Origin of the sequence: Xanthobacter albus, assembly GCF_043194895.2 — a bacterium.
Lineage (GTDB): Bacteria > Pseudomonadota > Alphaproteobacteria > Rhizobiales > Xanthobacteraceae > Xanthobacter.
Genome location: NZ_CM195532.1, coordinates 48,206 through 60,300 on the forward strand (window position 1 = coordinate 48,206; position 12,095 = coordinate 60,300).

At 68.6% G+C, this 12,095-nt stretch carries 11 protein-coding genes; 4 read left to right on the forward strand and 7 right to left on the reverse strand.

Annotated features, from left to right (window positions below; all coding sequences use genetic code 11):
• Together V5F75_RS00220 and V5F75_RS00225 are read right to left on the reverse strand one after the other, a co-directional pair.
• Nucleotides 1–1,563: a cytochrome ubiquinol oxidase subunit I gene (locus V5F75_RS00220; protein ID WP_394034186.1), complete on the reverse strand. Its 1,563-nt coding sequence runs from the start codon at nt 1,561–1,563 to the stop codon at nt 1–3.
• A gap of 288 nt (nt 1,564–1,851) precedes the next feature.
• Nucleotides 1,852–2,400, reverse strand: a complete 549-nt coding sequence (locus tag V5F75_RS00225; RefSeq protein WP_394034187.1) for a cupin domain-containing protein — start codon at nt 2,398–2,400, stop codon at nt 1,852–1,854.
• A gap of 154 nt (nt 2,401–2,554) precedes the next feature.
• Here V5F75_RS00225 and aptA point away from each other — a divergent pair, with 154 nt between their 5' ends.
• The gene (aptA, locus tag V5F75_RS00230) at nt 2,555–3,886 is read left to right on the forward strand and encodes an omega-aminotransferase AptA (protein ID WP_394034188.1); all 1,332 of its coding nucleotides are present in this window, start codon (nt 2,555–2,557) and stop codon (nt 3,884–3,886) included.
• A 132-nt stretch (nt 3,887–4,018) separates the two neighbouring features.
• Here aptA and V5F75_RS00235 read toward each other — a convergent pair whose 3' ends face one another.
• From V5F75_RS00235 to V5F75_RS00255, 5 genes are all read right to left on the reverse strand, one after another.
• Nucleotides 4,019–5,293, reverse strand: a complete 1,275-nt coding sequence (locus V5F75_RS00235) for an allantoate amidohydrolase (RefSeq protein WP_509212126.1) — start codon at nt 5,291–5,293, stop codon at nt 4,019–4,021.
• Between the two features lie 116 nt (nt 5,294–5,409).
• Nucleotides 5,410–6,138: an amino acid ABC transporter ATP-binding protein gene (locus V5F75_RS00240; RefSeq protein WP_394034190.1), complete on the reverse strand. Its 729-nt coding sequence runs from the start codon at nt 6,136–6,138 to the stop codon at nt 5,410–5,412.
• Complete coding sequence (locus tag V5F75_RS00245; protein ID WP_394034191.1) at nt 6,125–6,775, reverse strand: amino acid ABC transporter permease; 651 nt, start codon at nt 6,773–6,775, stop codon at nt 6,125–6,127. The genes V5F75_RS00240 and V5F75_RS00245 overlap by 14 nt, the downstream gene beginning before the upstream one ends.
• A gap of 5 nt (nt 6,776–6,780) precedes the next feature.
• The gene (locus V5F75_RS00250; protein ID WP_394034192.1) at nt 6,781–7,443 is read right to left on the reverse strand and encodes an amino acid ABC transporter permease; all 663 of its coding nucleotides are present in this window, start codon (nt 7,441–7,443) and stop codon (nt 6,781–6,783) included.
• Nucleotides 7,444–7,471: 28 nt separating this feature from the next.
• Nucleotides 7,472–8,254 (reverse strand): transporter substrate-binding domain-containing protein, encoded by a 783-nt coding sequence (locus V5F75_RS00255; protein WP_509212127.1) that lies wholly within the window; start codon nt 8,252–8,254, stop codon nt 7,472–7,474.
• A 162-nt stretch (nt 8,255–8,416) separates the two neighbouring features.
• Between V5F75_RS00255 and V5F75_RS00260 the strand changes: the two genes are divergently transcribed.
• From V5F75_RS00260 to V5F75_RS00270, 3 genes are all read left to right on the forward strand, one after another.
• Nucleotides 8,417–9,316 (forward strand): LysR substrate-binding domain-containing protein, encoded by a 900-nt coding sequence (locus V5F75_RS00260; RefSeq protein WP_394034194.1) that lies wholly within the window; start codon nt 8,417–8,419, stop codon nt 9,314–9,316.
• A 538-nt stretch (nt 9,317–9,854) separates the two neighbouring features.
• The gene (locus V5F75_RS00265; RefSeq protein ID WP_394034195.1) at nt 9,855–11,228 is read left to right on the forward strand and encodes a GGDEF domain-containing protein; all 1,374 of its coding nucleotides are present in this window, start codon (nt 9,855–9,857) and stop codon (nt 11,226–11,228) included.
• A 145-nt stretch (nt 11,229–11,373) separates the two neighbouring features.
• Nucleotides 11,374–11,913 (forward strand): MarR family winged helix-turn-helix transcriptional regulator, encoded by a 540-nt coding sequence (locus V5F75_RS00270; RefSeq protein ID WP_394034196.1) that lies wholly within the window; start codon nt 11,374–11,376, stop codon nt 11,911–11,913.
• The last annotated feature ends 182 nt before the right edge of the window (nt 11,914–12,095 follow it).

Here is a 12,095-nt window from a genome sequence, read left to right on the forward strand (position 1 = left end):
TCAGTAGGCCCCCGCCAGCCGGACCGCACCCTCATGCCGGGGCTCCTCGGGGCCCTTGCGGATGAAGTGCACCATCAGGAAGATCTCGATGATCGCGAAGATCGTGTAGAGCAGCACGAAGCCGGTGAGCGAGAAGATCATGTAGGCCGCGCTGTGGGTCGAGGCCGACAGCCACGTCGGCAGCACCTCGTACACGGTCCACGGCTGGCGCCCCACCTCGGCCACCACCCAGCCCACCTCGCAGGCGATGTAGGGCATGGGGATCATCAGCACCGCCACCCACAGGAACCAACGCTGCGTCTGCACCTTGTTGGTGAGGGTCATCAGCGCCGCGAGCACCATGTAGGCCAGCAGCAGGAAGGCGACGCCCACCATCACGCGGAAGGACCAGAACACCAGCCACACCTCGGGGATGGTATCCCAGGCCGCCTTCGCGATGTCGGCGTCGGTGGCCTTGGAGACGTCTCCCCCGGCGGCATAGCGCTGCACCAGGAAGCCGTAGCCCACATCCTTGCTGTGCGCCTGGAACTGGGCCAGAGCGGCGGGATCGGTCGGGTTGGCGCTCAGCGTCTCCATGGCCTGGACGGCGGGAATGCCGTTGCGGATGCGCTGGGCGGCCTGGGCCTCCAGCTGGTCCACCGCCGGCAGCGTGCCGCTCAGTGAATGGGTCACCAGCAGCGATAGCATCGCCGGGATCTCGACCGGGAACAGGTTGCGGCGCTCTTCCTGATCGGGGAAGGCGATGAGGGTGAGCGACATGGGCGCCTTCTGGGGCGTCCACAGCGCCTCCATGGCGGCGAGCTTGGTGGGCTGCACGTGGGCACCCACATAGCCCAGCGCGTCGCCGAGCGTGATGACGCCCGGAGAGCCGAGGAGGCCGAAGATGGCGCCGATGCGGAACGAGCGCCGGGCAAACTCCATGTGCCGCCCGCGCAGCATGTACCAGGCGCTGACACCGCACACGAACACCGCCGCCGTCATGTAGCCGGCGAGCACCGTGTGCACGAACTTGGCCTGTGCGTCCGGATTGAAGAAGAGGGCGCCGAAGCTGTCGAGCTCCATGCGCATGGTCACCGGGTTGAAGCTGGCGCCGGCCGGATGCTGCATGAAGCTGTTGGCCACCAGGATCCACAGCGCCGAGAGGTTCGAGCCCAGCGCCACCAGATAGGTGACGAACAGGTGCTGCGCCTTCGACATGCGGTCCCACCCGAAGACCATCAGGCCGATGAAGGTGGATTCCAGGAAGAAGGCCATCAGGCCCTCGATGGCCAGTGGCGCGCCGAAGGTGTCGCCCACGAAGCTGGAGTAGAAGGACCAGTTGGTGCCGAACTGGAACTCCATGGTGAGGCCGGTGGCCACGCCCAGGGCGAAGTTGATCAGCAGCAGCTTGGTCCAGAACTGCGCCATCTGCTTGTAGACCTCGCGACCGGTGGTCACGTAGATCGTTTCCATCACCGCCAGCAGGACGGTGAGGCCAAGGGTCAGCGGCACAAAGAGGAAGTGGTAGAGCGCCGTGGCCGCGAACTGCACCCGCGACAAATCCACGACTAGGTCGTTCACCATCACAAGCCCCCCTTGCGCGACGGCGTGGCCGCCCGGTCGCGAAAAGCGCAACCAGCGGTTTCCAGACTCCCGGATCGTAGCGGGAGAATGGGTGAAGTCTTTCGTGTTCGTCAACCGCCTGGGGCGATTCCAACCTGCGGCATCGGGACGAATTGCCTCCGCGCGGCGACTGAAGCTAAGGTCATGGCTCGCTGCGAAAAAATTCTGTGCCGGCACAATTCTGCCTCCCGGCACCCGGCCCGCGCCTTTCCCCTCCGCCCGATCTCGAGCCGCCCGAGGCCCGCCGCCTCAGAAGGTGGGTGGCGTGCAGGCGCTCACCACCTCGCACGGCACCGGGCCGACGCAGCGGAAGCGATGTGGCCGGCGGCTCTCGAAATAATAGCCGTCTCCGGGCCCCAGGATGCAGCGCTCGCTGCCCACCGTCACCTCCAGCCGCCCGCTGAGCACGATGCCGCCCTCCTCCCCGTCATGCTCCAGGGGGATGACGCCGGTGTCGGCGCCCGGCTGGTAGCACTCCTTGAGAATCTGCAGGCTGCGGCCGAACAGGCTTTCCCCCACCAGCCGGAAGGAGATGGGCCCCTTGCCGATCTCCACCAGCTCGCCGGCGCGGTAGAAGGCCTTCTTCGGCGGGGCCGGCACGATGGCGAAGAAATCCGCGAGGCTGACGGGGATGCCGTCGAGGATGCGCTTCAGCGCGCCCACCGAGGGGTTGCTCTTGTTGGCTTCGATGAGGGAAATAGTTGAGTTGGCCACCCCCACCCTTTTCGCGAGCTCGCGCTGCGAGAGCTTGTGCAGCTCGCGCACGTAGCGCAGCCGCCCGCCCAGGTCCTCCGCCACGGCCCCTCCTCCGGCGCCTGTTGCAGTTGTTGCGCCGTGCGCAACAATCTACATTCGATGCACGCGATTTCAACGGCTTGCGAAAGTCCAGAAAAGGACTTGTTGCGCATTTCGTCGCGTGCTCTGGCTCAGCCAGCTTGAAAAGGGGATCCCCATGACCGCGGCCAAGCCCAATACGCCGAGCCTCGAAAACTACTGGATGCCGTTCACCGCCAACCGGCAGTTCAAGGCGGCGCCGCGCCTGCTCGCCTCGGCGGAGGGCATGTACTACACCACCGACGACGGCCGCCGCATGCTCGACGGCACCGCCGGCCTGTGGTGCGTGAACGCCGGCCACGGCCGCCGCCGCATCGCCCAGGCGGTGGAGCGCCAGCTCTCCACCATGGATTACGCGCCCTGCTTCAACATGGGCCACCCCATCGCCTTCGAGTTCGCCGAGAAGCTCGCCGCCATCGCGCCGGGCGGGCCCGAGGCGCAGATGGACCGGGTGTTCTTCACCGGCTCCGGCTCGGAATCGGTGGAGACGGCGCTCAAGATAGCCATCGCCTACCAGCGCGCCATCGGCCAGGGCACCCGCACCCGCATCATCGGCCGCGAGAAGGCCTATCACGGCGTCGGCTTCGGCGGCATCTCGGTGGGCGGGCTCGTGAACAACCGCCGCGTGTTCCCGCAGATCCCCGCGGACCACATGCGCCACACCCTCGACATCTCCCGCAACGCCTTCACCAAGGGCCTGCCGGAGCACGGCGTCGAGCTTGCGGACGATCTTGAGCGGCTCGTGGCGCTGCACGGGGCGGAGACCATCGCCGCCGTCATCGTGGAGCCCATGTCCGGCTCCGCCGGCGTGATCCTGCCGGCCAAGGGCTATCTGGAGCGGCTGCGGGAGATCGCGACCCGCCACGGCATCCTGCTCATCTTCGATGAGGTCATCACCGGTTTCGGCCGCGTGGGCGCGCCCTTCGCCACGGACTATTTCGGCGTCGTGCCGGACATCGTCACCACCGCCAAGGGCATCACCAACGGCACCATCCCCATGGGCGCGGTGTTCGTGAAGCGGGGCGTGCACGATGCGCTGATGACCGGGCCGGAGAACGCCATCGAGCTGTTCCACGGCTACACCTATTCCGGTCATCCGGTGGCCTGCGCGGCCGGCATCGCCACCCTCGAGGTGTATGCGGAGGAGAACCTGCTCAACCGCGGCGGCGAGCTCGCGGAGACCTGGCAGGAGACCATGCATGCCCTGAAGGGGCTGCCCCACGTCATCGACATCCGCAACATCGGCCTGGTCGCCGGCATCGAGCTGGAGCCGCGCCCCGGCGCGCCGGGCGCGCGCGCCTACGAGGTGTTCCTCGACTGCTTCGCGAAAGGCGTGCTCATCCGCGCCACCGGCGATGTGCTGGCCATCTCCCCGCCCCTCATCATCGAGAAGGCGCAGATCGCCGAGATCGCCGACCGCGTGGCCGAGGCGCTCCGCCGGGTGGCCTGAGGCCGAAGGCCCGTGTGCCCCCGGCGCACGGGCCGCGGCTCCGGCCCCGCGCGGGCGAAGTCCATCGGCTCCGACCGCGGGACCGGGGCCGATGGCATGAAGCGGGCCCCGGCGGCGCGCCGCCGGAAGCGATCAGCGCGGGCGGAAACCCGCCAGCGCCGAGAGCAGCACCTGCGCGCCGGCGGCCACGTCCGCCGGCTCCACATGCTCGGCCGGGTGGTGGCTGATGCCGCCCCGGCAGCGCACGAAGATCATCGCGATGTCGGTGAGGTCGATCATGGCCATGCCGTCGTGGCCCGCCCCGCTCGGCAGCTCCAGCACCCGGTGGCCGGCGCCGGCGATGGCGGCGGCAAGCTGCGCCCTGAGCCAGGGCGCGCACCGGGCCGTGCCGTTCTCGTGGGTCTTGATGATGCGCGCCTTGAGCCCCCGCCGCGCGGCGATCTCATCGATGGCGTCCACCACGTCCGAGACCGTCTCCCGGCGCTGAACGTCGTCCGCCGCGCGGATGTCGATGGTGAAGACGGCGCGGCCGGGAATGACGTTGGTGGCCCCCGGCAGGGCCTCGATCTGGCCCACGGTGCCCACCACGCCGAGGCCCTCCCGCGCCAGCGCCTCCACCGCCAGCACGCACTCCGCCGCCCCGGCGAGAGCGTCGCGACGCAGGGTCATGGGCACGGTGCCGGCGTGGCCCGCCATGCCCTCCAGCTCCACCCGGAAGCGGTTGGCGCCGCTGATGGCGGTGACGACCCCCACCGGCAGGTTCTCCGCCTCCAGCACCGGCCCCTGCTCGATATGCAGCTCCAGATAGGCGAGCACATCCGCCCGCCGGCGCGCCGCCCGGCCCACGCGGGCCGGATCGAGCCCGAACGCCGTCATGGCCGCGCGCACGCTCACGCCCTGGGCATCCTTCGCCTCCAGCGTGCCCTCGTCGAAGGTGCCCGCCACCGCCCGGCTGCCGAGCAGGGTGGAGGAAAAGCGCACCCCCTCCTCATCGCAGAAGCCCACCACCTCGATGGCGTGGGGCAGGCGCGTGCCGGCGGCGGCAAGGGCGGCCACGCATTCGATGGCGGTGACGACGCCCAGCGGCCCATCCCACTTCCCGGCGTTGCGCACGGTGTCGTAGTGGGAGCCCGCCATCAGCGCGGGGGCGCCGGGTGCCGCGCCCTCGTAGCGGCCCACCACGTTGCCGATCTCATCCAGCCGCGCGGCCATGCCGGCCGCGCGCATCCAGCCCAGGATGAGATCCGCCGCGCGGCGATGCTCCGGCGAGAAGGCGACGCGGGTCACCTCCCCCTCCCGCTCGCTGATGGCAGCGAGTTCCTCGATCCTGCGGATGATGCGGGCCGCCATCTCGGCGGGCTCCACCGCGTGGGGGCGATGTTCGGTCACGGTCTCTCCCCTGGTCATGGCTGTCCTCCCCGGTCGTTGCGGCGCATGCGCCCGTTGCCGTTCCGCGCTGCGGGCGGAGCGGATTCAAAGCCTCGATCGGCAACGCGCCGGCCGCGGGCCGGAGCCCGCCGCGCTCAGCCCTGGCTGCCGACGAACTGGGCGAGCTCGGGCGTGCCGGGATGGGCGAACAGCGCCTTGGGCGGCCCCTCCTCGTGCACGCGGCCCTGGTGCATGAAGACGAGCTTGGTGCCCACCTCGCGGGCGAAGCGCATCTCGTGGGTCACGAGGATCAGCGTCATGCCCTCGCCGGCGAGCCGCTCCACCACCTTCAGCACCTCGTTCACCAGCTCCGGATCGAGGGCCGAGGTGATCTCGTCGCACAGCAGCACCGTGGGGCGCATGGCGAGCGAGCGGGCGATGGCGACGCGCTGCTGCTGGCCGCCGGAGAGCTGGCTCGGATAGGCGTCGAACTTGCCGGAAAGGCCCACCTTCTCCAGCAGGCTCTCGGCGATGGCGCGGGCCTCGCCCTTCTGCTCCTTCACCACCACCGTGGGCGCGAGCATGATGTTCTCGCCCGCCGTGAGATGGGGGAAGAGGTTGAACTGCTGGAACACCATGCCCACGTGCCGGCGCAGGGTGCGCAGGTCCGTGGCGCCGTCGCCCACCGTCATGCCGTCCACGGTGATGGCGCCGGACTGGTAGGTCTCCAGCCCGTTGATGCAGCGCAGCAGCGTCGACTTGCCCGAGCCCGAGCGGCCGATGATGGCCACCACGTCGCCGCGCCCGATCTCCAGCGACACGCCCTTGAGGACCTCCTGCGCGCCATAGCTCTTGCGCACGTCCCTGATGCTAACGAGCGACATTGAGGCGGCCCTCCAGACGTTTGGAATACCAGGACAAGGGGAAGCAGAGCGCGAAGTAGATGAGCGCCACCAGCGTGTAGACGAGGAACGGCTGGAAGGTGACGTTGTTGAGCATGGTGCCGGCCTTGGTCAGCTCCACGAAGCCGATGACGGAGGCGAGCGCCGTGCCCTTCACCACCTGCACCGAGAACCCCACGGTGGGCGCCACCGCGATCCGCAGCGCCTGGGGCAGGATGACGTAGCGCATCTGCTCCCAATAGGAGAGCGCGAGGCTCTCGGACGCCTCCCACTGGCCCCTGGGGATGGATTCCACGCAGCCGCGCCAGATCTCGGCGAGGAAGGCGGAGGTCCAGAAGGTCAGCGCCAGCCAGGCCGCGATCCACGGGCTCACCTCGATGCCGAACAAAGCGACGCCGAAGAAGAACAGGAACAGCTGCATCAGGAGCGGCGTGCCCTGGAACAGCTCGATATAGCCCGTGGACAGAACCCTGAGCGTCCGCCCGTGCGAGACCCGCGCCAGCAGCACCAGGAGCCCCACGATGCCCCCGCTCGCGAACGCGATGAGCGACAGAAGAATGGTCCAGCGGGTGGCGAGCAGCAGGTTCTGCAGGATGATCCAGAAGCTGAAATCGCTCATGGCCCTCACCCTTTCGGAAACACCGCCCGGCCGATGCCGCGCAGGAGCGCGCGCAGGCCGATGGCGAGCAGGAGGTAGAGAAGCGCGGCGACGATATAGACCTCGAAGGCGCGGAAGTTGCGCGACTGGATATAGTTGGCCGCGTAGGTGAGATCCTCCGCCGAGATCTGCGAGACCACCGCCGAGCCCAGCATCACGATGACGATCTGCGACGACAGCGCCGGATAGACCTTCATGATCGCCGGCTTGAGCACGATGTAGCGGAAGACCTCCCAGCGGCTCATGGCGAGGGAGGCGCCCGCCTCCAGGTGTCCCTTCGGCACGGCCTCGATGCCGGCGCGGATGATCTCGGTGGAATAGGCGCCGAGATTGATGACCATGGCGATGAAGGCCGCCACGTCCTCCGAGAGCTTCACCCCCAGGGCCGGAAGCCCGAAGAAGATGAAGAAGAGCTGCACGATGAAGGGCGTGTTGCGGATGACCTCCACATAGGCCCGCGTCAGCGCGCCCGCCCATTTCGGCCCGAAGGTGCGGGCCCAGGCCCCCGCCGTGCCGAGCATCAGGCCCGCCACGGTGGAGGTGAGGGAGAGGACGACGGTGAACAGAAGTCCCCGGGCGAACACGTCCCAATAGGGGAGGAGATCGCCGAAATTCAGCTCAAGGATCATGGCGCGGCCCCCGGCGTGCGGCGCCCGCTCAGAAATTGGCCGGCAGCGGCGCCTTCAGCCAGGTCTCGGAGAATTTGGCGAGCGTGCCGTCGGCCTTCGCCTGTTCGATGATGGCGTTCACCTTGGCGAGCAGCGCCGGCTCGTCCTTGTTGAGGCCCACGTAGCAGGGGCTGTCCTTGATGACGAACTTCAGCTCGGGCTTGCGGCTCGGGCTTTTCTCCGCCACCGCGGCGGCCACCGTGTTGCCGGTGGCGATGAGGTCCACCTGGCCGGAGATGAAGGCGGAGACGGTGGCGTTGTTGTCCTCGAAGCGCTTCACGGTGGCGGCGGCGGGGGCGAGCTTGGTGAGCTCCTGCTCCTCGATGGCGCCGCGGGTGGCGCCCACCGTCTTGCCGGCGAGGCTGGCGGCATCGGTGACCGCATCGCCCTTCAGGCCATACACGCCGGAGAAGAAGGGCGCATAGGGAATGGAGAAGTCGATCACCTTCTCCCGCTCCGGATTCCTGCCCAGGCTGGAGATGACGAGATCCACCTTGCGGGTCTGCAGATAGGCGATGCGGTTGGCGCTGGTGACGGGCACCAGCTGCGCCTTCACGCCCAGCGCCTTGGCGATATAGTTGGCCATGTCGATGTCGTAGCCGCGCGGCTGGAGATCCGGCCCCACCGAGCCGAAGGGCGCGAAGTCCTGCGGCACCGCGATGCGGATCACCTTCGCCTTCTCGATCTCGGCGAGGGTATCGGCGCGGGCGGGCGCCGACACCAGGAGAGCGGCGGCGAGGGCGGCGGACGCACACTTTGCGGCAACGCGCATGACCATGTTCATGAGGAAGGTTCCTTGTCCCCGGAAGAGCCTGGAAGGTCGGCCGTGCTGCCTGGAGCCCCTTCGGGGAACCTCCATGCGCCAGCCGTTGCAGTCACTCTCGGCCGCGGATATGGATATGTCCAATATATGATTGAACTAGATTGATATGTGATGGATATCGATCTCAGGCAGCTCCGCTATTTCCTCGCGGTGGCGGAGGAGCTGTCCTTCACCCGTGCCGCCGGGCGGCTGAACATGTCCCAGCCGCCGCTCTCCCAGGCCATCGCGCAGCTTGAGGCGGCGCTGGGCACGCGCCTGTTCGCCCGCACCAGCCGCCGGGTGGAGCTGACCGCCGCCGGCCAGGAGCTGGAGGCGCAGGCCCGCGCCCTCCTCGCCCAGGCCGAGCGCGCCCGCCAGCAGGTGATGTCGGTGGGCGCGGGGCGTTCGGGCAAGATCGAGATCGGCGCCACCGGCACCATCCTGCGCGGCGGCCTCGCCCGCTGGCTCGCCGACTATCGGCGCCACGCGCCCGAGGTGCGCACCGTGATCTACGAGCAGGCGCCCGCCCTGCAGGTGCAGGACGTGCTGGAGCACCGCACCGACATCTCCTTCAACCGCACAGACATGAGCCTCGAACGCTCGGTGGCGCGCCACCCGGAGCTGGGCTGCACCCTCGCGTGGCGCGAGGCCATCTGCGTGATCCTGCCGCCGGACCACCGGCTCGCCGCCCGCCCCGTGGTGGCGCTGGTGGACCTTGCGGAGGATGAGCACGTGATGCTGCACCCCGACTCGTCGGAATTCGCCCGCTATATCCAGCGGCGCTGCGTGGAGGCCGGCTTCCTGCCGCGCGTGTCGCAGCAGGTGGTGGATTCCCAGTCGATCCCGAGCCTCATCGCCGCCGGCTTCGGGGTGGCGCTGGTGCCCGCCTCCACCGCCCGCTTCACCGGCGGCGAGGTGATCTTCCGCCCGGTGACGCCGGCGCTGGTGGCCGATGTCCACATGATCTACCGCCTGCGCGAGCAATCCCCCGCGGTGCACGAATTCCTGCGCTGGCGCGCGGCCTGCGGCTGAGACGCGGCCATCCGTTCAATCGCATCGCAGGGCGCTCATCCGCGACCATGCCCCCGCCCGGCGCCTGAGACAGAAGATCGCAGAGACGAGCAACCTCCCATTTGAGGTATAAATATACATATTTGCTTTAGATCAAATTTCAAGAACATGGCAAATAATGGAATTCATGTGACGGACACATTCCAGGCACCGCACAAGATCGGTCCTCGACACTTCAAATCCTGAGAGCACCCCCGGCAGCCGGCGGTTCCTTAGCCGGAGCAAAAGACGAGCCCGGCGGAAGACGAAGGCCGCCGGCCCATGCGGCCACGCTCGCGCTAGCGGGCAGAAACCGGGCCGGAGGCGATACGATCCGGCATCCCGCATCGCCGCGCGGCGGCGTCCCCCGCCGGACGATTCCGCAACGGAACCTTGCGCTTCGACGAAAGGCAAACCTATCGTCATCGCCGAAACAGGCGCCATTCGAAACAGGCGAGGCGGGAGGCCGGAAGGCGCAGCTCCACCGCCCGCCGTTTCGCACAGAAGGACGGGGGTCACCATGCAGAGCCAACATGCGAGCGGCCCGGCCGCGAGCTGGTATGCGCCGCCCGAGCCCTCCGAGGACACGCGCGCCGTCATCGACCAGCTCATCGCCACCCATGCTGGAAAGCTGGTCGAGGTCTTCTACGACACCTTCCTGGAGGACCCCGAAGGCGCCGCCTTCCTGAGCCACCAGATGGTGGAGACGCGGCTCGTCCATTCCCTGCGGCAATGGCTGGCGAACCTCTTCAAGGAGATGGACGCCGACGCACAGAGGAAGATCGGGGAGGTGCATGCGCGCGTGAAGCTGCCGTTCGGGCTGGTCATCAAGGGCGCGGCACTGCTGAAGGCGGAGATCTCCGGCCTGCTGGTGGGCAGCGACCTCGACCGGGCGGCGCTCGCCTCGGCGCTGATCTTCCTTGATTCCCGCATGGACTGGGCCATGGGCCTCATGAGCGAGGCCTACATGCAGGGCAGCATGCGCCGCGCGCAGGTGGACGAGGCTTTCCGCCTGTTCGCCGTCGGGCAGGACACCTCGGTGACGCGGGAGACGCAGAACGCCGCCCTCATGGAGTGGCTGCAATCGGTCCTGTTTCCCCTTCTCGACCCGAGCTCCAACAGCGATCTGACGCCCCTCGGCAAGTCCGCCTTCGGGCTGTGGTTCCACCACCGCGCGGGCCTTATCTTCCAGGGTGCCGCCGGTCTCGATGTCATCTACGGGAACCTGAAACAGATCGACAACATCGTGCTGCCCAAGCTCCAGGAGGCACGCAGCAAGGGCGGAGAGGAATTGCGAGCCCAGCTCGCGCGGCTGCGCACGCTGGTGGACGAGATCAAGTTCGTGCTCTCGGACCTGTTCCAGAGCGTCGCCGGCGTGGAGGGCGGGCGCGATCCGCTCACGCGCGCGCTCAACCGCCGCTTCCTGCCCACCATCCTCGGGCGCGAGATCTCCATCGCCAGCAGCACCGGCACGCCGTTCACCATCCTCATGATCGACGTGGACCACTTCAAGCAGATCAACGACCGCTGGGGCCATTCCACCGGCGACCTGGTGCTCCAGCAGGTGGCGGACGTGGTGATGGACACCGTGCGCTTCAACGATTTCGTCTTCCGCTACGGTGGCGAGGAATTCCTGATCGCGCTCGTGGAAGCCGGGATCGACGACGGCTACGAGATCGCCGAGCGGGTGCGCACGCGCCTCGCCGAGCGCAAGCTGCGCCTCTCCGACGGCAGCCACATCCAGGTCACCGCATCCGTGGGGGTCGCCACCTATAGCGGCCATCCCGATTACATCCAGCTCGTGGACGCCGCCGACCGCGCGCTCTATGCCGCCAAGCAGGGCGGGCGGAACCGCACCGTGATCTCGCGCGAGGCGCCCGCCGGCGCGCTCTGAGCCCCCGCGCCGGGGTATGGCCCTGCCCGGCGTTTCGTTGTACCCCTCGCGTGGCTCGCTCCCGAGGGGCGGGCCCCACCGCCCGGCACCGGAGGAAGCCTCGACGCCCCCGCGCGGGCCATGCACGCGGGAGGGCGCGACCCCCATGGCGAAATCCTCAGACGTTCGAGACGGCGCCCTCCGCCCTGCCCGCGGCCGCCAGCAGGACGCCACCGACTGGCGCATCCGCGACCTCGAGGACCGCCCCGGCTTCCTCATCCGCCGCCTGCACCAGATCCATGTGGCGCTGTTCGCGGAGGAATGCGCCGCCGAGGGCATCACCCCCGTGCAATATTCGGTGCTCACCGCGCTCGACCAGATCGGCGGGGCGGAACAGATCGCCCTGTCGCGTGCCGTGGGGCTCGACCGCACCAACATCGCCGACGTGGCGGCGCGCCTGGAGGCGCGGGGCCTGCTGACGCGCACGGTCTCGCCCCGCGACCGACGGATGAAGCTGGTGGACCTCACCGAGGCCGGGCGCGCCCTGCTGGAGCGGGTGCAGGACGGCGCGGCGCGCGCCCATGCCCGCACGGTGGAGGCCCTGCCGCCCGGCGAGCGCGCGCGCTTCCTCCAGGCCCTGCGCCTGCTGGTGGCCGCCAACAACGACGTGAGCCGCTCGCCGGTGGGGGGATTGAGCGAGGCGTGAGCTTGCCCGCATCCCCTGCATGCAAGGCGCTGCCTGCGGATGCGGCACACGCTCTGCCACGACGGCCTCTGATTGGAATTTGACCAGCTCAGCGCCCCCTGCACGCAAAAGCGACGCATTATGCGCATCTCCTGGGCACGCACCTGCGCCTTGGCTTTCCTCTGGCGACCAATGGCCGACGC

Coding starts and splice junctions, on each gene's coding strand:
- V5F75_RS00270 (WP_394034196.1), top strand. CDS start 11,374: ATGGCGAAATCCTCAGACGTTCGAGACGGCGCCCTCCGCCCTGCCCGC.
- V5F75_RS00260 (WP_394034194.1), top strand. CDS start 8,417: ATGGATATCGATCTCAGGCAGCTCCGCTATTTCCTCGCGGTGGCGGAG.
- V5F75_RS00240 (WP_394034190.1), bottom strand. CDS start 6,138: ATGTCGCTCGTTAGCATCAGGGACGTGCGCAAGAGCTATGGCGCGCAG.
- V5F75_RS00265 (WP_394034195.1), top strand. CDS start 9,855: ATGCAGAGCCAACATGCGAGCGGCCCGGCCGCGAGCTGGTATGCGCCG.
- V5F75_RS00250 (WP_394034192.1), bottom strand. CDS start 7,443: ATGATCCTTGAGCTGAATTTCGGCGATCTCCTCCCCTATTGGGACGTG.
- V5F75_RS00245 (WP_394034191.1), bottom strand. CDS start 6,775: ATGAGCGATTTCAGCTTCTGGATCATCCTGCAGAACCTGCTGCTCGCC.
- V5F75_RS00235 (WP_509212126.1), bottom strand. CDS start 5,293: ATGACCAGGGGAGAGACCGTGACCGAACATCGCCCCCACGCGGTGGAG.
- V5F75_RS00255 (WP_509212127.1), bottom strand. CDS start 8,254: ATGCGCGTTGCCGCAAAGTGTGCGTCCGCCGCCCTCGCCGCCGCTCTC.
- V5F75_RS00220 (WP_394034186.1), bottom strand. CDS start 1,563: ATGGTGAACGACCTAGTCGTGGATTTGTCGCGGGTGCAGTTCGCGGCC.
- aptA (WP_394034188.1), top strand. CDS start 2,555: ATGACCGCGGCCAAGCCCAATACGCCGAGCCTCGAAAACTACTGGATG.